Genomic DNA, 19,922 nt, shown 5'->3' on the forward strand with positions numbered 1-19,922 from the left:
CTCCTATCCCCGCGCTTCGCACGCCGCAACCTCCGGTGTGAGCAATCTCCGCAGACAACCAAGACATCTGGAACGTTCCGGTCCCAGACTGCCCTGTGAGATACCCAACTCGCCCGCGATTTCCCGGTAGGTGAGGTCATTCGGCGAGAGCAGCGCCTCCATCAGGCGCGGGCAGCGTCCGGGCAGCCGGCGGACCGCCTGGCGCAGGGCGCGGTGGCGGGCGGCGGTCAGGGCGTGCTGTTCGGGCCCGGGGCGGAGGTGGTCGGGGGGTTCGCCGTCGTACGGCCGTTCCCGCCAGGTGGCGTGCCGGGAGCGGCGGGCCTCGGCTCGGACGGCCTCGCGCAGCCAGCCGGGCGGGTCCGGCGGCGGCCCGTCGGTGCGCAGCCGCTCCAGCAGCCGGAGCCAGACGGCCTGCTCCAGATCGCCCGGCTCGCTTCCGGAGGCATATGCCTCGGCGGAGGCCTCGGCACTCAGCAGCGGGCGCAGGGCGGCTACCAGGTCGTGGGTCATATGCGGAACGACGAGCCGCCCCGGCGGCGGGTTGCCGGGGCGGCGCACACTCACCCCGAACGGGGGGACGGCCGGTGCGGTGGTTGACGGCGTCAGCCGGCCAGGAAGTCGGCGCGGGCGAGCAGTCCGGTGTCGGGGTTGTCGGTGAAGACGCCGTCGATGCCGGTCGCGAAGTACTTCTCGAAGGCGCCGAGGACGTCGCCGTAGCCGTCGGGGGCGCTGCCCTTGCGGTACTCGGCGGGCAGGAAGGGGTTCTCGTTGCGCAGGGTGTAGGGGTGCACGAGCAGGCCCACCCGGTGCGCGTCGGAGACCAGCGTGCTGGGCTCGGCCAGGGTGCCGTCCGCCTTCTTCGGGATGACCAGGTCCACGGTGGGTCCGATGCCCTGCGCGTAGCCGGCTATCTCCCGCAGGCCCTTGGGGGTGATGAGGTCGGCGACCGTGCGCGGGTCGTTCGCCGCCACGAAGTCGTAGGGCCGGCTGTTCGCCGAGGAGAGCAGGACGACCAGGGGGTTGTCGACCAGCCGGTTCAGCCGCTGGATGCTGGTCGGTTCGAAGGACTGGAGGATGACCGGGGAGTGCCGGCCGTCCTTGCCGTACTTGCGCAGCAGCTTGGCCACCCGCTCCTCCAGGCCGAGGCCGAGTTCGCGGAAGTAGGTGGGGTGCTTGGTCTCCGGGTAGATCCACACCTGCCGGCCGCGCTTGCGGGTCTGCTCGTCCTGCCACTTCAGGACCTCTTCGAAGGTGGGGATCTCCCAGCGGCCGTCGTAGAGGGTGTTGTGCGGCCGGTTGGCCGGGACGCGCTCGACGGCGCGCAGCGTCTTCAGTTCGGCGAGGGTGAAGTCCTCGGTGAACCAGCCGGTCGTGGGGACGCCGTCGAGCACCTTGGTGGTCCTGCGGCCGGCGAACTCCGGGTGGGCGGCGACGTCCGTGGTGCCGCCGATCTCCGGCTCGTGCCGGCAGACCAGGTGGCCGTCCCTGGTCGGCACCAGGTCGCCGGCCTCGACCACGTCGGCGCCCAGGTCCAGCGCCAGGCCGTAGGAGCCGAAGGTGTGCTCGGGCCGGTAGCCGCTGGCTCCCCGGTGGCCGATGATCGTGGGCACCGGCAGGCTCTTCAGCCCGCGGTCCGCGCGCCCGGCCGGGCGGGTGCCGTCGGCCCGGGCGGCGCCGGGCAGTCCGAGGACCGCTCCGCCCGCGCCGAGCACCGCGGCGCCGAGCAGTGCCCGCCGTCCCGTCGCCTGCGTGTGCCCGTTGTCCTGGTCGCCGCCCATGAGCGCCCTCCTGCCGTTCGGTTCTGCCGGTGCGCGCCGATCGTAGGGGCGCACACATGACCGAAGGGAGGCCCTCGTTCGAACACCGGGGTGCCGTCGGGTGTCCGGCGGGCGGCGGAGGGTGACGGGGCGTCGGCGGGGGCGGGACCCCGGCCGGCGCGATGTCCGTCACATGCGCACAAGGCTGTTACCCGTCGTCCTGGGCGCGCCACCCCAGGTAAACGCATGTCAATAGTTCGTAAGACCTCGGCGAAGCGGACGCCTCCGATGTGCGCGCGGGCGTGCCCCGCGAGTAATGTCCTCACCTGCACAGACTCATATCGCCCCCCTTGACATCGGAGGACCCGTTGTCCCGCTTCGCGCTCATCAAGGCAGTGCTCGGACCGATCATGCGCCTGATGTTCCGCCCCCAGGTGGAGGGCGCGGAGCACATTCCGGGGGACGGCCCGGTGATTCTGGCCGGTAATCACCTCACCTTCATCGACTCGATCGTGCTGCCGCTGGTCACCAAGCGGCAGGTGCACTTCATCGGCAAGGACGAGTACGTCACCGGAAAGGGCGTCAAGGGGCGGCTGATGGCCTGGTTCTTCACCGGCGTCGGCATGATCCCGGTGGACCGGGACGGGGCGAACGGCGGTGTGGCGGCGCTGATGACCGGGCGCCGCGTCCTGGAGGAGGGCCGGATCTTCGGGATCTACCCGGAGGGCACCCGCTCGCCCGACGGCCGGCTGTACCGGGGCCGCACCGGTATCGCCCGGCTGACCCTGATGACCGGCGCGCCCGTGGTGCCGTTCGCCATGATCGGCACCGACAAGCTCCAGCCGGGCGGCAAGGGCTTCCCGCGGCCGGGCCGGGTCACCGTGCGGTTCGGCGAGGCCATGGAGTTCTCGCGCTACGACGGCATGGACCGGGACCGCTACGTCCTGCGGGCGGTGACGGACTCGGTGATGACCGAGGTGATGCGGCTGTCCGGGCAGGAGTACGTGGACATGTACGCCACGAAGGCGAAGGCCGCCTGAGACCCCGGGGCGGGGCGCGCTGCCCCTCGCCCCTCCGCCTGCCGGTGGAATCTGCCCCCGACACATAGGGCATTCGGCCGCATTACCGGGCCACCTGACCACCCAACATGTCTTATTTAGACATGTTCACACCTTCTCGGCGTATCCTGCTCCGCACCCCCCTCGCCGCCGCCGGCGCGGGATTCCTGGCAGCCTGCACCAGCTCCGGCCCGGAGTCCGGCTCCGGGCCCGAACATCCCGGCGGCGGGGAGAGGTTCGTCCCGGCCGGACCCCGAGGCTACGTCAACCCCTCGGATCCGGAGGTGCTGGCCGCCGAACGCAGACGCGGGGCCGGCCGCGAGCGCGTCTTCCGGTTCACCGCGGCGGAGGCCGAGCTGGACCTGGGCGGGCACTCCGTGCGGACGTGGGCGTACAACGAGGAGGTGCCGGGCCCCCTGGTGCGGGTCACCGCCGGTGACGTGCTCGACCTGACCCTGGCCAACCGGCTGCCCGAGACCACCACCCTGCACTCCCACGGCGTACGGCTGCGCTGCGACATGGACGGCGTCCCGGACCTCACCCAGCGCGCCATCCACCCGGACACCGACTTCCGCTACCGCTTCACCGTCGCGCACCCCGGAACGTATCTGCTGCACTCCCACGTCGGGATGCAGCCCGACCGGGCCCTGTACGCGCCGCTCGTCGTGGAGGATCCCAAGGAACCCCTCTCCTACGACAAGGAGTGGGTGGTGGTCCTGGACGACTGGCTCGACGGCGTGGAGGGCTCCACCCCCGAGAACGTCCTGGAGCAGCTCAAGCCCGGCGGCGCCATGGACATGGGGGGCATGGCCATGGGCCCCGGCCACCCGACGAAGGAGCACCACCCGGCGCCGTCCAAGAAGGCCACCGGCCCCAACCGGGTGCTGCACAAGTCCCACAGCCGCATGCTCGACGGGGAGGGCGGCAGCGTCGCCTACCCGCACTACCTCGTCAACGGCCGGCTGCCCGACGCGCCGTCGGTGTTCCGCTGCCGCCCCGGGGAACGGGTGCGGCTGCGCATCATCAACGCCGGTTCCGAGACCGCCTTCCGGGTGGCGCTGGGCGACCACAGGATGACCGTCACCCACACCGACGGCTACCCGGTGCGGCACAAGGAGACCGACGCGCTGCTCGTCGGCATGGCGGAGCGGTACGACGTGCTGATCACCGCCCGGGACGGCATGTTCCCCCTGGTCGCGCTGCCCGAGGGCAAGAAGGGCAGGGCCCTCGCCGTCCTGCACACCGGCAAGACGCGCAAGTCCCCGCCCTCCGGCGACGTCCGCCCGCGCGAACTGGAGGGCAACACCGTCCCCGCGCGCCGTCTGCTGCCCCACGAGTCCGTCGCCCTGGACGACCGGAAGCCCGACCGCGAGGTGCGCATCCGGATCACCGGGACGATGGCGAAGTTCGACTGGGGGTTCGACCACAAGACCTACACCCCGCAGCAGCGCCACGCGGTCCGCGCCGGTGAGCGGGTGCGGCTCACCCTCATCAACGCCACCGACATGTGGCACCCGATGCACCTGCACGGGCACACCTTCGCGGTGACCGGGCTGGACTCCGCCGGCGCGCGCAAGGACACCGCGCTGGTGCTGCCGCACCGCAAGCTGGTGCTCGACTTCGACGCCGACAACCCGGGGCTGTGGATGCTGCACTGCCACAACCAGTACCACTCGGAGAGCGGGATGATGACGGTCCTCGGCTACAAGAAGTGAGCGGGACGCGGACGCCTCACTCGGCGCCGTCCAGCTCCTGGCCCCGCAGCAGGAACCACGCCACCGCCGACGCCGTCAGCAGGACCGCCGCGCCCGCCGCCGAGGCCAGGTGGAGACCGTGCACGAAGGACTCACGGGCCGCGTCGAGCAGTGCCTCGGCCTGGTGCGGGGGCAGGTGCGCGGCGTCCTGCACCGCCGCGCCCAGCGACTCGTGGGCTCCGGCCGGGGTGCCGGCCGGTCCCGTGAAGTCGCGGTAGACACCGGTCACGATGGAGCCCAGCAGGGCGATGCCGAGGGCGGCGCCCAGTTCGTACGCCGTCTCGGAGACCGCCGAGGCCGCGCCCGCCTGGTCCTTCGGGACGCTGGAGAGGATGACGTCGGCGGTCACCGTGAAGGAGAGGCCCGCGCCGACGCCGACCACCAGCAGGGCGGCGCCGAGGACGGGATAGCCGGCGGTCTGGCCGAGCGTGGTCAGCGCCGCCAGGGCGACCCCGACCGCGGCCAGGCCGCCCGCGACCACCGCGCGGACCGAGAAGTGCCGGGCCGCGCGGCCCGCGACCAGACCGGCCGCCACCGCGCCCACCGCGGCGGGCAGTTCGGCCAGGCCCGCCTCGAACGGGGGACGGTCCTGGACGAGTTGCAGGAACTGGGAGAGGAAGAACACCAGGCCGGACATGCCGAGGACGGTCAGCAGGTCGGCGAGGACCGCGCCGCTGAAGCCGCGCCGCCGGAACAGCCGCATGTCCAGCAGCGGCACCGGCATGGTCAGCTGGCGGCGGACGAAGCCGTACAGCGCCGCCGCGCCCAGCAGGCCGGCGCCGAGGGCCGGCACGGAGAAGCCGTGCGCCGCCGCCTCCTTGACCGCATAAACAAGGCCGATCATGCCGGCCAGCGACAGCAGGACGCTGGTCAGGTCCCACGGGCCCGGGTGCGGGTTGCGGGACTCCGGCAGGGTGCGGACGCCGACCAGCACCAGGACGGCCATCACCGGCAGGTTGATCAGGAAGACCGAGCCCCACCAGAAGTGTTCGAGGAGGAATCCGCCGGCGATCGGGCCGACGGCCATACCGGCGGAGGCGGTGGCGCCCCAGATGCCGACGGCCAGGCTGCGTTCGCGCGGGTCGTGGAAGATGTTGCGGATCAGGGCCAGGGTGGCGGGCATCAGGGTCGCGCCCGCGACGCCGAGCAGCGCCCGGGCCAGGATCAGCAGCTCGGGCGTGGTGGCGTAGGCGTTGAGCACGGACAGCGCGCCGAACGCGGTGGCGCCGACGAGCAGGATCCGCTTGCGGCCGACGCGGTCGCCGAGGCTGCCCATGGAGACGAGCAGACCGGCGATGACGAAGGAGTAGACGTCGCCGATCCACAGCAGCTGGGTGCCGGTGGGGTGGAGGTCTTCGCTGATGTAGGGGGTCGCCAGGCCGAGGACGGTGGCGTCGACGGCCACCAGCAGCACGGCCAGGACGAGGACGGACAGCGCCAGCCAGCGGCCCGGGCGCTTCACCGCCTCGGTCGTCCGGTCCGGCCGCAGGGTGCTGGTCATGGTTCCTCTCTTCGCAGAGCGCCGCCGAGCAACAGCTCGGCGATCATGGTCGGGAAGTCCCGGGAGGCCACCCGGCCGTCCAGGGTGGCCCAGGCGCACGAGGCGATGAGCCCGTACAGCGCCTCGGTGAGCCAGACCGGGCTGAGATCGATGCGGAATTCGCCGGCGCGCTGACCGCGCTGGAACAGGGCGCCGATCCGGGCGTCCAGGCGCTGCCAGCCCTCGTTGAGCCCGTCGCCCTCCCACAACTGGTTCTCGCCGTAGAGGAACGACAGCAGTCCGGCGGCCGGCTGGATCTCGCGGACCAGCCGGCGGACGGCCTCGGCCGCGGGACCTTCTTCCGGCCGGGCGCGGTCCAGCGCGCCCTCGCATTCGGCGATGCCGAGCTGTTCCAGCGCCCTGACGAGCGCGTCGCGGCCGGCGAAGTGGCGGTGCAGCGTGGCCCGGCTGATCCCGGCGGCCTTGGCGACCTCGTCCATGGTCGCGGTGGATTTGCGGGTCAGCAGGGCGGCTGCGCTGCGCAGCACGTGGTCACGGTCGATGGCCATGAGACAAGGGTAGCCCAGATGAGACATTGACGTCTCATCCTGGGCGTGCGTGGCTCATTTCCCCAGCTCGCGGGTGCTGTGCGTCAGTGCCAGGGCAGCTGCCGGCGCCGCTCCCAGTAGGCGCCCGGGTCCTCCCGCAGCGCGGCGAGTCTGGCCAGCCGGTCCGCGTCCAGGTCGACGGCGGGGGCCTGCAGATTGGACAGCAGCTGGGGGACGGTCGCGGCGCCGGAGAGGACCACGCCCGCCCAGGGCCGGCGCAGGATCCAGCCGAGGGCGACCGCGCCACAGCCGAGCCCGGTGGCGGCGGCCACGGCCTTGAGGGCGTCCGGGGCGTGCGGTCCGGCCAGCCGGCCGTTCGCCATGCCCTCCTTGACGATCACGGTGAGCCCGGCCTCGTGCGCCTCGGCGAGGGCGGGACCGGCCGAGGTCTCCAGGAGGTTGTACGTCGACTGGACGGTACGGAAGAGGGGCTTCCCGCCGACCGTGACGGCGAGGGCCGCGCGGATGGTGTCGGCCTGGGCGGGGCCGCTGGTGGAGAAGCCGACGGTGAGGCCCCGGTCGGCGGCGTCCGCCAGCCTGGCGTGCAGGTTCCTGTCGGTCAGGGCCGGGCTGTCCGGGGTCACCGAGTGGATCTGGTAGAGGTCGAGCCGGTCGCCGAGCAGGGCGTCGGTCTCGGCGCGCTGCCGGTCGTATGCGGCGGTGCTGTGGTCCTTGACCTCGTGCGTCTCGGCGTCCGCCGACCAGCCGGCGGTGTAGGTGTAGCCCCATTTGCTGCCGATGACGACGTCGTCGATGCCGGGGTGGGCGTCCAGCCAGTCCGCGAGGAACTCCTCGGAGCGGCCGTAGGAGCGGGCGGCGTCGAAGTAGCGGACGCCCTGGGCGTAGGCGGCGTCGAGGAGGGCGTGGGTGCGGGTGCGCAGCGTCTGTGCGCTGCGGTCCTCGCCGAGGTCCCTGTCCCGGCCCAGGTTGATGTAGCCGGGGCGGCCCACCGCGGCGAGGCCGAGGCCGATGTGGCAGGTGGGGGTGGTCGCTGTCGCCAGGCGGGCGAAGGGCATCGCGGGTCCGTTCGGTCGGGTCCGGTACGGCTTCGACCAACGTAACCCTGAATGACCTTCGCCCCTGCAGCGGCGCCGCCCTCAGCCCTTCTTCTTCGCGTCCGCCCACTCGTGCTGACGTGCCAAGTCCGCCTTGACCTCCGCCAGCTGGACCGCCACCGCGCTCGGGGCCGTGCCGCCGCGGGCGCTGCGGGAGGCGAGGGCGCCGGGGACGTTGAGGACCGTGCGGACCTCGGGGGTGAGGTGGGGGGAGATCTTCGCGAACTGCTCGTCCGTGAGGTCGTCCAGCTCCTTGCCCTCGGCCTCGGCGACCTTGACGCACTCCCCCGCGACCTCGTGCGCCACCCGGAACGGCACGCCCTGCCGGACCAGCCACTCGGCGATGTCGGTGGCCAGCGAGAAGCCGGCCGGGGCCAGTTCCTCCATGCGCTCGCGGTGGACGGTGAGCGTGGCGATCATGCCGGTGAAGGCGGGGAGCAGCACCTCCAGCTGATCGCAGGAGTCGAAGACCGGCTCCTTGTCCTCCTGGAGGTCGCGGTTGTAGGCGAGGGGCAGGGCCTTGAGGGTCGCCAGCAGGCCGGTCAGGTTGCCGATCAGCCGGCCGGACTTGCCGCGGGCCAGCTCGGCGATGTCCGGGTTCTTCTTCTGCGGCATGATCGACGAGCCCGTGGAGAAGGCGTCGTGCAGGGTCACGAAGGAGAACTCCTTCGTGTTCCAGATGATGATCTCCTCGGCGATCCGGGAGAGGTTCACGCCGATCATCGCGGTGATGAAGGCGAACTCCGCGACGAAGTCCCGGGAGGCGGTGCCGTCGATGGAGTTGCCGGCGCTGCCGTGCTCGAAGCCGAGGTCCCGGGCGACCGCCTCCGGGTCCAGGCCCAGGGAGGAGCCGGCGAGGGCACCGGAGCCGTAGGGCGAGACGGCCGTCCGCTCGTCCCACTGGCGCAGCCGCTCGGCGTCCCGGGACAGGGACTGGACGTGGGCGAGGACGTGGTGGGCGAAGAGCACCGGCTGGGCGTGCTGGAGGTGGGTGCGGCCGGGCATCGCCACGTCCGGGTGGGCCTCGGCGAGGGAGATCAGGGCGTCCTGGAGATCGGCGATCAGGCCGCCGATGATCCGGGCGTGGTCGCGCAGGTACATCCGGAACAGGGTGGCGACCTGGTCGTTGCGGGACCGGCCGGCGCGCAGCTTGCCGCCGAGGTCCGGGCCGAGGCGCTCCAGCAGGCCGCGCTCGAGGGCGGTGTGCACGTCCTCGTCGGCGATGGTGCCGACGAAGGTGCCCGACGCGACGTCCGCTTCGAGCCGGTCTAGGCCGGCCAGCATCCGGGTCAGCTCGTCCTCGGTGAGCAGCCCCGCCTGGTGCAGCACGCGCGCGTGGGCACGCGAGCCGGCGATGTCGTAGGGCGCGAGCCGCCAGTCGAAGTGGACGGACGCGGACAGCTTCGCCAGGGCCTCGGCGGGTCCGTCGGCGAAACGGCCGCCCCAGAGCCGTACGTCACCGCTGTTGCTGCTCACTTGCGTTGCTCCTCGAAGCTCGTGATGTGCCACCGCCTCCCCACGCTTCCAGGCGGGGAGGCGGCTGTCAGGCTGATGCGGGGGCGACCCTGGCGGGTTACGCCAGGTCGCGCTTGGCGGCGATCTTCGACGACAGGCTGTAGATGTCGATGAAGCCCTTGGCCGCCGACTGGTCGAAGGTGTCGCCCGTGTCGTAGGTGGCGAGGTCGAAGTCGTACAGCGACTCCTGGGAGCGCCGGCCGGTGACGACCGCGCGACCGCCGTGCAGGGTCATCCGGATGTCACCGGAGACGTGCTGGTTGGCCTCGTTGATGAAGCCGTCCAGGGCGCGCTTGAGCGGGGAGAACCACTGGCCGTCGTAGACCAGTTCGCCCCAGCGCTGCTCGACCTGGCGCTTGAAGCGGGCGAGTTCGCGCTCGACGGTGACGTTCTCCAGCTCCTGGTGGGCGGTGATCAGGGCGATCGCGCCGGGAGCCTCGTACACCTCGCGGGACTTGATGCCGACCAGGCGGTCCTCGACCATGTCGATCCGGCCGATGCCCTGGGCGCCGGCGCGCTCGTTGAGCTGCTGGATGGCCTGCAGGACGGTGACGGGCCTGCCGTCGATGGCGACCGGGACGCCCTCCTTGAAGGTGATGACCACCTCGTCGGCCTCGCGGGGGGTGGCCGGGTTGGAGGTGTACTCGTAGATGTCCTCGATCGGGGCGTTCCAGATGTCCTCCAGGAAGCCCGTCTCGACGGCGCGTCCGAAGACGTTCTGGTCGATGGAGTACGGGGACTTCTTGGTGGTGGCGATCGGGAGCTGCTTGGCCTCGCAGAAGGCGATCGCCTTGTCCCGGGTCATGGCGTAGTCACGGACCGGGGCGATGCACTTCAGGTCGGGGGCGAGGGCGACGATGCCGGCCTCGAAGCGGACCTGGTCGTTGCCCTTGCCGGTGCAGCCGTGGGCGACCGTGGTGGCGCCGTGCTTCTTGGCGGCGGCGACCAGGTGCTTGACGATGGTCGGCCGGGACAGGGCGGAGACCAGCGGGTAGCGGTCCATGTACAGTGCGTTGGCCTTGATCGCCGGAAGGCAGTACTCGTCGGCGAACTCGTCCTTGGCGTCCGCGACCTCGGCCTCGACGGCACCGCACGCGAGGGCGCGCTTGCGGATGACGTCCAGGTCCTCGCCGCCCTGGCCGACGTCGACCGCAACGGCGATGACCTCGGCGCCCGTCTCCTCGGCGATCCAGCCGATGGCGACGGAGGTGTCCAGACCGCCTGAGTAGGCGAGTACGACGCGCTCGGTCACGGGAATCTCCTCACAGTGCATTCGCTGATATGCATGAGTATGCAGGGCTCTGCATGATTCGTCAATCAGCCTTGAGGGTGAGGAATACTTAGACAGTCGAAGGAATCTCGGCGATACTCGGCGGACATGGGAAAGACCTACGAGCGCATAGACGGCAGACTGCGCGCCTTCATCGAGGAACAGCCGCTCTTCTTCACCGCGACCGCCCCGCTCTCCGGCGACGGCACGGTCAACCTCTCCCCCAAGGGACTCAAGGGCTCCTTCGTGGTGCTGGACGAACTCACCGTGGCCTACCTGGACTTCGCCGGGTCCACCGCCGAGACCATCGCCCACCTGCGGGAGAACGGGCGGATCACGCTGATGTGGTGCGCCTTCCAGGGCCCGCCCAACATCGTGCGCGTGCACGGCCGGGGCGAACCCGTCTTCCGTGACGACCCGCGCTTCCCGGACCTCCTCGCCCGCTTCCCGGACATCGACCACACCGCGCACGGACTGCGCGCCGTCATCGTGGTGCACGCCGACGTGGTCCGCGACTCCTGCGGCTACGCCGTCCCCTTCATGGCGTACGAGGAGGACCGCGATCTGCACGGGCGGCGCTTCGCCCGCGAGGACGACGCCTCGCTGAGCGCGTACTTCACCAAGAAGGAGCACATCGCGACCAGCCTGGACGGACTGCCCGGGCTGCCGTTGCCGCTGCCGCCCTCTAGCGTCTGAGGCATGCGCCCCGGTGTGGTCCTCGCCCTCGTGTCCGTCTCCTGCCTCGCCCTGCTCGGCGCCGCCCCCGGCCGGGACCCGGCACCGCTGCCGGCCCGGATGGCGGACACCGGCGGCGGCTCCCAGCTGATCGTCGCGCAGGCCCCGGACACCGGCGCCACCGAGGGCACCGTCGACTGGTGGGACCTGCGGGACGGCCAGTGGGTCCGGGCCGGATCCGCGCCGGCCCGCTTCGGGGCGCGCGGGCTGGTCGAGGGCACCACCCGCGAGCAGGGCACCGAAACCACCCCGACCGGCCTGTACGACCTCCCGTTCGGCTTCGGGACCGAGCCGGCGCCGGCCGGGACGAGCGTCGAGTACCGGGCGGTGAAGGACAGTTCCTGGTGGTGCCAGGACAACGACTCGCGCTCCTACAACCGCTGGGCCGACCCGCTGCCCGCCGACTGCCGCGCCGCCGAGTCCGAGCACCTGGCCGACTTCGGGGAGCAGTACGCCCGCGCCCTGGTCATCGGCTTCAACTACGACCGGCCCGTGCGCGGACGCGGCGCCGGGATCTTCCTGCACGTCAACGGGCGCGGGGCGACGTCCGGTTGTGTGTCGGTGCCCAAGGACGCGATGGAGCGGATCCTGCGCTGGGCGGCGCCGGACCGCAGGCCGCACATCGCGGTGGGGACCGAGGGCGGGGCCACCGCCGTCACCCGCTACTGACGCGCCCCGAACGCGCCGCTGAACACCCGGCGCGCCCGGCACGTATCCGTGGGCCCAGGGCCGAGTCCCACGGAGGAACCGTGACCACCACGCTCGCGGGCGGACGTGCCGCCCGCCGCCGGACCACGCGCCGGGTCCGCCCGCGCCGCTCCCCGGCCGCCCTGCTGCTGCTCGCCGCCTGGGCGGGCGCGGCGGCCGTGCTGTGGCTGTGGTGGCACACCACGCCCGCCGTCGCCGAGGACACCGGGCGGATCCTGGGCGCGGGCCGGATCACCGGCCTGCTGGCCGGCTATCTGATGGCGCTCGTCGTCCTCCAGACGGCGCGTGTACCGGCGCTGGAGCGGCGGGTCGGCTCCGACCGGGTGGCCCGCTGGCACGCGATGACCGGCCGGTACACGCTGAGCCTGGTCGTGGCGCACGTCCTCCTCACCATGTGGGGGTACGCGCGTCAGGCCGGCCGGTCGCCCGTCGGTGTCCTGGCGCAGACCGCCGAGTCCGTCGACCGGCTCCCGGACCTCGGGAAGGCGGCCGTCGGCACGGGCCTGTTCGTGGTCGTCGGGCTGACGTCGATCGGCCCGGTCCGCCGCCGGCTGCCGTACGACGTCTGGTACCACCTGCACCTGCTGACGTACGCGGCGGTGTTCCTGACGTTCTGGCACCAGATCAGCGTCGGCAACGAGTTCGCGGTGGAGCCCGCCGCCAGGGCCTTCTGGTACGGCCTGTACGGCACGGTCACCGCGCTGGTGGTGTGGTACCGCGTCCTCACCCCGGTCCGGCTGAACCTGCGGCACCGGCTACGGGTGACGGCGGTCGTCGAGGAGGCTCCCGGCATCGTGTCGGTGCTGATCGGCGGGCGCCGGCTGCACCGGATGGGCGCGGAGGCGGGCCAGTTCTTCCGCTGGCGCTTCCTCGCCCCGGGGCTGCGCTTCAGCTCGCACCCGTACTCGCTGTCGGCCCCGCCGCGCCCGGACACGCTGCGGATCACGGTGAAGGCGAACGGCGACCACAGTGCCCGGCTACGGGAGCTGGCGCCCGGGACCCGGGTGTGGGCGGAGGGCCCGTACGGCGCCCTGACCGCGCGGCGCCGCAGCCGGGGCAAGGTGCTCCTGGTCGCGGGCGGGGTGGGCATCACGCCGATGCGCGCCCTGTTCGAGACGCTGCCGGGGGCCGCCGGTGACCTCACCCTGCTGTACCGGGCCGGCACCACCCGGGACCTGGCGCTGTGGGACGAACTGGCGGCGATCGCGAAGCAGCGGGGCGCCCGGCTGATGTACGCCGTGAACGGCCCCGACGGCGAGCGCCCCGACATCTCCGCGCAGACCCTGCGGCGGAGGATCCCGGACCTGGACCGGCACGACGTCTTCCTGTGCGGTCCGCCCGGGTTCGCCCGGTCGGTGTACGAGGCACTGCGCGGGGCGGGGGTTCCCGCCCGCCGTATCCACCACGAGTCGTTCGAGATGTGAGCGGAGCCGCGAGAGCGATGAGGAAGAGCCACCCCGTACGGCGGACCGTGCTGGCCGCCGCCGCGACCGTGTCCGGTGTGGTCCTGCTGCTGTCACTGAAACCGGCGTCGGACCCGGCCACCGCCCCGGCGGCGGGCGCGGCCCCGGGACGGCCGGCGGCGGGGGCGTCCGCCCCGGCCGGGGCGCGCACGGTCACCGGCGAGGCGGTGCGCACGCCGTACGGGCCGGTGCGGGTGCGGATCACGGTCGCCGCCGGGAGGATCGTCCGGGCGGAGGCGGTCCAGGCGCCCTCGGGCGGGCTGAGCGGCCGCAAGACGGAGCTGGCCGTGCCCCGGCTCGGCCGGGAGGCGGTGGCGGCGGGGACCGCGGACATCGACACCGTCTCCGGGGCCACCTACACCAGCACCGGCTACCGGCGGTCCTTGCAGTCGGCCCTGGACCGGGCCGGTGGCTGATCCGGTGACCGGCCCGGTGCGGCACACGGAGGAGGTCATGGGGACGGTCTTCTCCTTCGACGTGCGCGGCGGGGATCCGCCGGCGGTCCGCGCGGCGCTGGCGGAGGCGGTGGGCGCACTGCACGGGGCCGACGCCGTGTTCAGCACCTACCGCGAGGACAGCGAGGTGTCGCGGCTGGGCCGGGGCGAGCTGGAGCTGGCCGGGTGTGCCCCCGAGGTGGCGGAGGTGCTGCGGCTGGCGGCTCGGGCGGAGCGGGTGAGCGGGGGCTGGTTCAGCGCCCGGTACCGGGGCACGCCGGACCCCACCGGCATCGTCAAGGGCTGGGCGGCCGAGCGGGCGGCGCGGCGACTGGCGGCGGTGGACGGGGTGCGCGGGGTCGGCGTCAACGGGGGCGGGGACGTCCAGTTGCTGGGCGCGCCGGAACCGGGGCGGGCCTGGCGGGTGGGGGTGGCCGATCCGCTGCGGGCCGGAGGGCTGGCGGCGGTGGTCTCGGCGGCCGGGGCCCGGGAGTGGGCGGTGGCCACGTCCGGTACGGCGGAACGGGGCGCGCACATCGTGGATCCGCGGAGCGGCCGTCCGGCGGTGACGGGTCTCGTCTCGGTGACCGTGGTCGGGCCCGGCCTCGCGTTCGCCGACTGCTGGGCCACGGCCGCGTTCGCGATGGGCGCGCGGAAGGGCCTGGCCTGGCTGGAGACCCTGCCGGACACGGAGGGCCTCCTGATCACGACGGACGGGGACGTACGGTGCACGGCGGGCCTGGGGGCGTGGCTGGAGTGAACGCCGGCTGGACAGCGCCCCGCCAGGGGCGCGGGGAACGGCGCGACCAGCCACAACCGGCCCTCACCGGCACTCCCCCGCCGCGGCGAACGGTGCCATCCCGGCAGGCGACGCCGCGACTCCCCAAGGGGCGCGGGGAACTGCGCGATCAGCCACAACCGGCCCGCACCCGGCGGCGGAGGCGCCCCGCCACCCCCCTCAGTGGCCGCTCCGGGCCGGCCCCAGCCAACGACGCCGTCTCGGCAGACGGCGCTGCAACTCCCCAGGGGCGCGAGGAACGGAGCAACCGGCCACAACCGGCCCGCACCCGGCAACCCCCCGCCGCCACCCCCCTCAGTGGCCGTTCTGGGCCAGCCGCAGCAAGTGGTCCGCCAGGGCCTGCCCCCCGGTGGGATTCCGGCTGATCAGCAGCAACGTGTCGTCGCCGGCGATGGTGCCCAGGATGTCGTGGAGTTCGGCCTGGTCGATGGCGGAGGCGAGGAACTGCGCGGCGCCGGGAGGCGTGCGCAGGACCACGAGGTTCGCCGAGGCCTCCGCGGAGATCAGCAGCTCCTGGGAGAGCCGCCGCATCCGCTCCTCCTTCGCCGACTCCCCCAGCGGCGCGCGCGGGGTACGGAACCCGCCCTCGCTCGGCACCGCGTAGATCAGGTCGCCGTCGGTGTTGCGGATCTTCACCGCGTTCAGCTCGTCGAGATCCCGGCTGAGCGTCGCCTGCGTCACGCTCAGCCCGTCGTCGGCGAGCAGCTTCGCGAGCTGGCTCTGCGACCGCACCGGCTGCCGGTTGAGAATGTCCACGATCCGGCGGTGCCGTGCGGTGCGGGTCTGCGGCACGGCGGGCCCGGCCCCCGCGCCCTGCTCGTGGTCCTGCGCCTCGCTCATCGTCGTCTCATTCTCCGGATCGTCCGTCCCCATCCACAGGGTCCACTGCGTCGAGGATGCCGGGCAGCGCCCCGAGCAGCGCGTCCACCTCGTCGTCGCGCAGATTCAGCGGCGGCATGAGCCGTACGACGTCCGGGGCGGGCGCGTTCACCAGGAACCCGGCCTCCTGGGCCGCCGCCTGCGCCTGCGGCGCGCGCGGCCCGGTGAGCACGATACCCAGGAGCAGGCCCGCACCCCGGACACCCTGGACCAGCGGGTGGTCCAGCGCCTCGATTCCCTCCCGCAGCCGCTCGCTCTGCCGCTTGACGTTGTCCAGCAGGCCCTCGGCCTCGATGGTGTCGAGCACGGCGAGTCCGGCGGCGCAGGCGACCGGGTTGCCGCCGAAGGTGGTCCCGTGGTGACCCGGCCGGAGCAGTTCGGCGGCCCGGCCGAAGGCCACGGTCGCGCCGAGCGGCAGCCCGCCGCCGAGCTGCTTGGCGAGGGTGACGACATCGGGCAGCACGCCCTCGTGGGCCTGGTACTCGAACCAGGTGCCGGTCCGGCCGATGCCGGTCTGCACCTCGTCCAGGACCAGCAGCGCGCCGGTGGCCGCGGTGATCGCCCGGGCGGCCTTGAGATATCCGGCCGGGGGCACGACCACACCGTTCTCGCCCTGGATCGGCTCGATGACCACCAGGGCGGTGTCCTCGGTGACCGCGGCGGCCAGCGCCTGGGCGTCGCCGTAGGGGACGTGGGTGACCTCGCCGGGCAGCGGCCGGAACGGGTCCTGCTTGGCGGGCTGGCCGGTGAGCGCGAGGGCGCCCATGGTCCGGCCGTGGAAGCCGCCGTCGGTGGCGACCACATGGGTGCGCCCGGTCAGCCGGCCGATCTTGAAGGCGGCCTCGTTGGCCTCGGCGCCGGAGTTGCAGAAGAAGACCCGGCCGTCCCGGCCGAAGAGGCGCAGGAGCCGTTCGGCGAGGGCGACGGTGGGCTCGGCCATGAAGAAGTTGGAGATGTGACCGAGGGAGGCGATCTGCCCGCTGACGGCGGCCACGACGGCGGGGTGGGCGTGGCCGAGCGCGTTGGTGGCGATGCCGCCGACGAAGTCCAGGTACTCCCGGCCCTCGGCGTCCCACACCCGGGTGCCCGCACCGCGGACGAGGGGCAGGCGCGGGGTGCCGTAGTTGTCCATGAGCGCGCCCTGCCACCGCGCGGTCAGTTCCTGGTTGCTCATGACTCCCCCTGTTCGTCGGGCACGACCATGGTGCCGATGCCTTCGTCGGTGAAGATCTCCAGCAGGATCGAGTGCTGTACCCGGCCGTCGATGACGCGGGCGGTGTGCACGCCGTTGCGCACGGCGTGCAGGCAGCCCTCCATCTTGGGCACCATGCCGGCGCTCAGGTCCGGCAGCAGCTTCTCCAGCTGGGAGGCGGTGAGGCGGCTGATCACCTCGTCGGAGTGGGGCCAGTCCACGTAGAGCCCCTCGACGTCGGTGAGGACCATGAGGGTCTCGGCGCCGAGGGCGGCGGCGAGTGCCGCGGCGGCCGTGTCGGCGTTGACGTTGTAGACGTGTCCGTCGTCCTCGGAGCGGGCGATGGAGGAGACGACCGGGATGCGGCCGTCGGCCAGCAGGGCCGCTATGGCGCCGGTGTCGATGGCGGTGATCTCGCCGACCCGCCCGATGTCGACCGGCTCCCCGTCGATCTCGGGGGTGTGCCGGGTGGCGCTGATGGTGTGCGCGTCCTCGCCGGTGAGGCCGACGGCGAGCGGGCCGTGCCGGTTGAGCAGGCCGACCAGCTCGCGCTGCACCTGCCCGGCGAGCACCATCCGTACGACGTCCATGGCGTCCTCGGTGGTCACGCGCAGGCCCGCCTTGAACTCGCTGGCGATGCCGTGCTTGTCGAGGGCGGCGCTGATCTGCGGGCCGCCGCCGTGCACGACGACCGGCTTGAGACCGGCGTGGTGCAGGAAGACGACGTCCTGGGCGAAGGCGGCCTTCAGTTCCTCGTCCACCATGGCGTTGCCGCCGAACTTGATGACGACGACCTTGCCGTGGTGCCGGGTGAGCCAGGGCAGCGCCTCGATGAGGATGCGGGCCTTGGGCAGCGCGGTGTGTTTGCGGGTTGTCATGAGGAGTAGGCGCTGTTCTCGTGGACGTAGTCGGCGGTCAGGTCGTTGGTCCAGATGGTCGCGGTCTCGGTGCCCGCGGCCAGGTCGGCGACGATGTGCACCTCGCGGTAGCGCATGTCGACCAGGTCGCGGTCCTCGCCGACGGAGCCGCTCTTGCACACCCAGACGCCGTTGATGGCGACGTTGAGCCGGTCGGGCTCGAAGGCGGCCCGGGTGGTGCCGATCGCGGAGAGCACCCGGCCCCAGTTGGGATCCTCCCCGTGGATCGCGCACTTGAGGAGGTTGTTGCGGGCGATGGAACGGCCCACCTCGACGGCGTCCTCCTCGGTCGCCGCGTTGATCACCTCAACCTTGATCTCCTTGCTGGCGCCCTCGGCGTCACCGATGAGCTGTCGGCCGAGGTCGTCGCAGACCTGGCGTACGGCCTCGGCGAACTCGTCGTGGTCGGGGGTGATCCCGGAGGAGCCGGAGGCGAGCAGCAGCACGGTGTCGTTGGTGGACATGCAGCCGTCGGAGTCGACGCGGTCGAAGGTGACCCGGGTGGCCGCGCGCAGCGCCTTGTCCAGCACCTCGCTCTCCAGGTCGGCGTCGGTGGTGAGGACGACCAGCATGGTGGCGAGGCCGGGGGCGAGCATGCCGGCGCCCTTGGCCATGCCGCCGACGGTCCAGCCGGACCGTGTCACCACGGACGTCTTGTGGACGGTGTCGGTGGTCTTGATGGCGATGGCGGCCTTCTCGCCGCCGTGCTCGCTCAAGGAGGCGGCGGCCGTCTCCACGCCCGCCAGGACCTTGTCCATGGGCAGCGGCACGCCGATCAGGCCGGTGGAGCAGACGGCGACCTCGATGGCGCCCCGGCCGAGCACCTCGGCGGTCTTCTCGGCGGTGGCGTGGGTGTCCTGGAAGCCCTTCGGCCCGGTGCAGGCGTTGGCACCGCCGGAGTTGAGGACGACGGCCGAGACCTGGCCGCTCTTGAGGACCTGCTCGGACCACAGCACCGGGGCCGCCTTGACGCGGTTGGAGGTGAAGACGCCCGCGGCGGCACGGCGGGGCCCGTTGTTGACCACCAGGGCCAGGTCGGGGTTGCCGTTGTCCTTGATCCCGGCGGCGATCCCCGCCGCCGTGAATCCCTTGGCTGCCGTGACGCTCACTGCATCTCCTTGTTCGCTTCTCCGCCCGTGCAGCGCAGCGGTGCGGCCATCGTCGTCGTCTGCGGCCCGGTGGCCGCACGTGCTCCCCCAGCTACCGCTGGGAGGTGCCCCCAGCTCACGGTGCGACTCCGATCGTGGAAAGCCCGGTGGTCTCGGGGAGACCGAGGGCGAGGTTCATGCTCTGGACGGCACCTCCGGCGGTGCCCTTGGTCAGGTTGTCGATGGCGCTGATCGCGATGACACGGTCCACGGCGGCGTCGTAGGCGACCTGCACCTGGACGGCGTTGGAGCCGTGGACGGACGCCGTGGCGGGCCACTGGCCCTCGGGGAGCAGCCGGACGAACGGCTCGTCGGCGTACGCCTTCTCGTAGGCGGCGCGGACGCTGTCGGCCGTCACGCCGGCGACGGCGGACGCGCTGCACGTGGCGAGGATGCCGCGGGGCATCGGGGCCAGGGTCGGGGTGAAGGAGACCCGCACGGGTTCCCCGGCGACGGCGCTGAGGTTCTGGATCATCTCGGGGGTGTGCCGGTGGCCGCCGCCGACGCCGTACGGCGACATGGAGCCCATGACCTCGCTGCCCAGCAGGTGCGGCTTGGGGGCCTTGCCCGCGCCGGAGGTGCCGGACGCGGCGACGATCACCGCCTCGGGCTCGACCAGGCCGGCCGCGTAGGCCGGGAACAGGGCGAGGGAGACGGCGGTGGGGTAGCAACCGGGCACCGCGACGCGCTTGGACCCCTCCAGCGCGGCGCGGGCGCCCGGGAGTTCGGGGAGGCCGTAGGGCCAGGTGCCGGCGTGCGGGGAGCCGTAGAACCGCTCCCAGTCGGCCGGGTCCTTCAGCCGGAAGTCGGCGCCCATGTCGATCACCAGGACATCGGGGCCGAGCTGTTCGGCGACGGCCGCGGACTGGCCGTGCGGCAGCGCGAGGAAGACCACGTCGTGCCCGGCGAGGGCCTCGGGCGTGGTCTCGGCGAGCACCCGATCGGCCAGCGGCAGCAGGTGCGGCTGGAGCGCACCGAGCCGCTGCCCGGCGTTGGAGTTCCCGGTCAGGGCACCGATCTCGACCTCGGGGTGTGCGAGGAGCAGCCGCAGGACCTCTCCGCCCGCGTATCCGCTCGCTCCGGCCACCGCCGCACGTACTGCCATGTCCATCCTCCTCCTGATGGCATGACTATACGTATCGCTGCACGT

The 19,922-nt window shown here is 72.7% G+C and carries 18 protein-coding genes and 1 pseudogene; 7 read left to right on the forward strand and 12 right to left on the reverse strand.

From position 1 onward, the window contains the following. Positions 1 to 3: 3 nt before the first annotated feature. Together HB370_RS09000 and HB370_RS09005 are read right to left on the reverse strand one after the other, a co-directional pair. Positions 4 to 510, reverse strand: coding sequence for a sigma-70 family RNA polymerase sigma factor (locus HB370_RS09000; RefSeq protein ID WP_030781119.1), 507 nt, complete (start codon positions 508 to 510; stop codon positions 4 to 6). Positions 511 to 602: 92 nt separating this feature from the next. After that, positions 603 to 1,778, reverse strand: coding sequence for a glycerophosphodiester phosphodiesterase (locus HB370_RS09005; protein ID WP_030781122.1), 1,176 nt, complete (start codon positions 1,776 to 1,778; stop codon positions 603 to 605). Positions 1,779 to 2,107: 329 nt separating this feature from the next. Here HB370_RS09005 and HB370_RS09010 point away from each other — a divergent pair, with 329 nt between their 5' ends. Further along, the gene (locus HB370_RS09010) at positions 2,108 to 2,797 is read left to right on the forward strand and encodes a lysophospholipid acyltransferase family protein (protein WP_078637492.1); all 690 of its coding nucleotides are present in this window, start codon (positions 2,108 to 2,110) and stop codon (positions 2,795 to 2,797) included. Positions 2,798 to 2,919: 122 nt separating this feature from the next. Beyond that, positions 2,920 to 4,530, forward strand: coding sequence for a multicopper oxidase family protein (locus tag HB370_RS09015; RefSeq protein ID WP_030781128.1), 1,611 nt, complete (start codon positions 2,920 to 2,922; stop codon positions 4,528 to 4,530). A gap of 16 nt (positions 4,531 to 4,546) precedes the next feature. Here HB370_RS09015 and HB370_RS09020 read toward each other — a convergent pair whose 3' ends face one another. From HB370_RS09020 to HB370_RS09040, 5 genes are all read right to left on the reverse strand, one after another. After that, positions 4,547 to 6,070 (reverse strand): MFS transporter, encoded by a 1,524-nt coding sequence (locus HB370_RS09020; RefSeq protein ID WP_030781131.1) that lies wholly within the window; start codon positions 6,068 to 6,070, stop codon positions 4,547 to 4,549. Then, a complete protein-coding gene (locus HB370_RS09025; RefSeq protein ID WP_030781134.1) occupies positions 6,067 to 6,618 on the reverse strand; it encodes a TetR/AcrR family transcriptional regulator in 552 nt (183 codons plus the stop codon). Before HB370_RS09025 ends, HB370_RS09020 begins: the two co-directional genes overlap by 4 nt. A gap of 83 nt (positions 6,619 to 6,701) precedes the next feature. Next, positions 6,702 to 7,673 carry an aldo/keto reductase gene (locus HB370_RS09030; RefSeq protein WP_030781137.1) on the reverse strand — a complete coding sequence of 324 codons (972 nt, stop codon included), beginning with the start codon at positions 7,671 to 7,673 and terminating at the stop codon, positions 6,702 to 6,704. Positions 7,674 to 7,754: 81 nt separating this feature from the next. Continuing rightward, positions 7,755 to 9,188, reverse strand: coding sequence for an argininosuccinate lyase (argH, locus tag HB370_RS09035; protein WP_030781139.1), 1,434 nt, complete (start codon positions 9,186 to 9,188; stop codon positions 7,755 to 7,757). A 97-nt stretch (positions 9,189 to 9,285) separates the two neighbouring features. After that, on the reverse strand, positions 9,286 to 10,479 hold the full coding sequence (locus tag HB370_RS09040) for an argininosuccinate synthase (RefSeq protein ID WP_030781141.1): 1,194 nt from the start codon (positions 10,477 to 10,479) through the stop codon (positions 9,286 to 9,288). A 126-nt stretch (positions 10,480 to 10,605) separates the two neighbouring features. Here HB370_RS09040 and HB370_RS09045 point away from each other — a divergent pair, with 126 nt between their 5' ends. The 5 genes and pseudogenes from HB370_RS09045 to HB370_RS09065 all read left to right on the forward strand — a co-directional run bounded on the left by HB370_RS09045 (position 10,606) and on the right by HB370_RS09065 (position 14,597). Continuing rightward, positions 10,606 to 11,193, forward strand: a complete 588-nt coding sequence (locus tag HB370_RS09045) for a pyridoxamine 5'-phosphate oxidase family protein (protein ID WP_030781143.1) — start codon at positions 10,606 to 10,608, stop codon at positions 11,191 to 11,193. A 3-nt stretch (positions 11,194 to 11,196) separates the two neighbouring features. Continuing rightward, a complete protein-coding gene (locus HB370_RS09050) occupies positions 11,197 to 11,901 on the forward strand; it encodes a L,D-transpeptidase family protein (protein WP_030781146.1) in 705 nt (234 codons plus the stop codon). Positions 11,902 to 11,981: 80 nt separating this feature from the next. After that, the gene (locus HB370_RS09055) at positions 11,982 to 13,364 is read left to right on the forward strand and encodes a ferredoxin reductase family protein (RefSeq protein ID WP_030781148.1); all 1,383 of its coding nucleotides are present in this window, start codon (positions 11,982 to 11,984) and stop codon (positions 13,362 to 13,364) included. Positions 13,365 to 13,381: 17 nt separating this feature from the next. Beyond that, positions 13,382 to 13,810: pseudogene (locus HB370_RS09060) on the forward strand (FMN-binding protein); the annotation flags it as partial. A gap of 46 nt (positions 13,811 to 13,856) precedes the next feature. After that, complete coding sequence (locus tag HB370_RS09065; protein ID WP_208974508.1) at positions 13,857 to 14,597, forward strand: FAD:protein FMN transferase; 741 nt, start codon at positions 13,857 to 13,859, stop codon at positions 14,595 to 14,597. 333 nt (positions 14,598 to 14,930) lie between these two features. Here the strand turns inward: HB370_RS09065 and HB370_RS09070 are convergent, their stop codons facing one another. The 5 genes from HB370_RS09070 to argC form a co-directional block, all read right to left on the reverse strand. Then, on the reverse strand, positions 14,931 to 15,476 hold the full coding sequence (locus HB370_RS09070; RefSeq protein WP_030781162.1) for an arginine repressor: 546 nt from the start codon (positions 15,474 to 15,476) through the stop codon (positions 14,931 to 14,933). A 7-nt stretch (positions 15,477 to 15,483) separates the two neighbouring features. Beyond that, on the reverse strand, positions 15,484 to 16,689 hold the full coding sequence (locus tag HB370_RS09075) for an acetylornithine transaminase (protein WP_030781166.1): 1,206 nt from the start codon (positions 16,687 to 16,689) through the stop codon (positions 15,484 to 15,486). After that, complete coding sequence (gene argB, locus HB370_RS09080; RefSeq protein WP_030781169.1) at positions 16,686 to 17,585, reverse strand: acetylglutamate kinase; 900 nt, start codon at positions 17,583 to 17,585, stop codon at positions 16,686 to 16,688. The genes HB370_RS09075 and argB overlap by 4 nt, the downstream gene beginning before the upstream one ends. Continuing rightward, a complete protein-coding gene (gene argJ / locus HB370_RS09085; RefSeq protein ID WP_030781173.1) occupies positions 17,582 to 18,733 on the reverse strand; it encodes a bifunctional glutamate N-acetyltransferase/amino-acid acetyltransferase ArgJ in 1,152 nt (383 codons plus the stop codon). The genes argB and argJ overlap by 4 nt, the downstream gene beginning before the upstream one ends. A gap of 115 nt (positions 18,734 to 18,848) precedes the next feature. Then, positions 18,849 to 19,877: an N-acetyl-gamma-glutamyl-phosphate reductase gene (gene argC / locus HB370_RS09090; RefSeq protein ID WP_030781176.1), complete on the reverse strand. Its 1,029-nt coding sequence runs from the start codon at positions 19,875 to 19,877 to the stop codon at positions 18,849 to 18,851. Between the last annotated feature and the right edge of the window lie 45 nt (positions 19,878 to 19,922).

Origin of the sequence: Streptomyces sp. DSM 40868 (genome assembly GCF_011820545.1) — a bacterium.
Taxonomy (GTDB): domain Bacteria; phylum Actinomycetota; class Actinomycetes; order Streptomycetales; family Streptomycetaceae; genus Streptomyces; species Streptomyces eurythermus.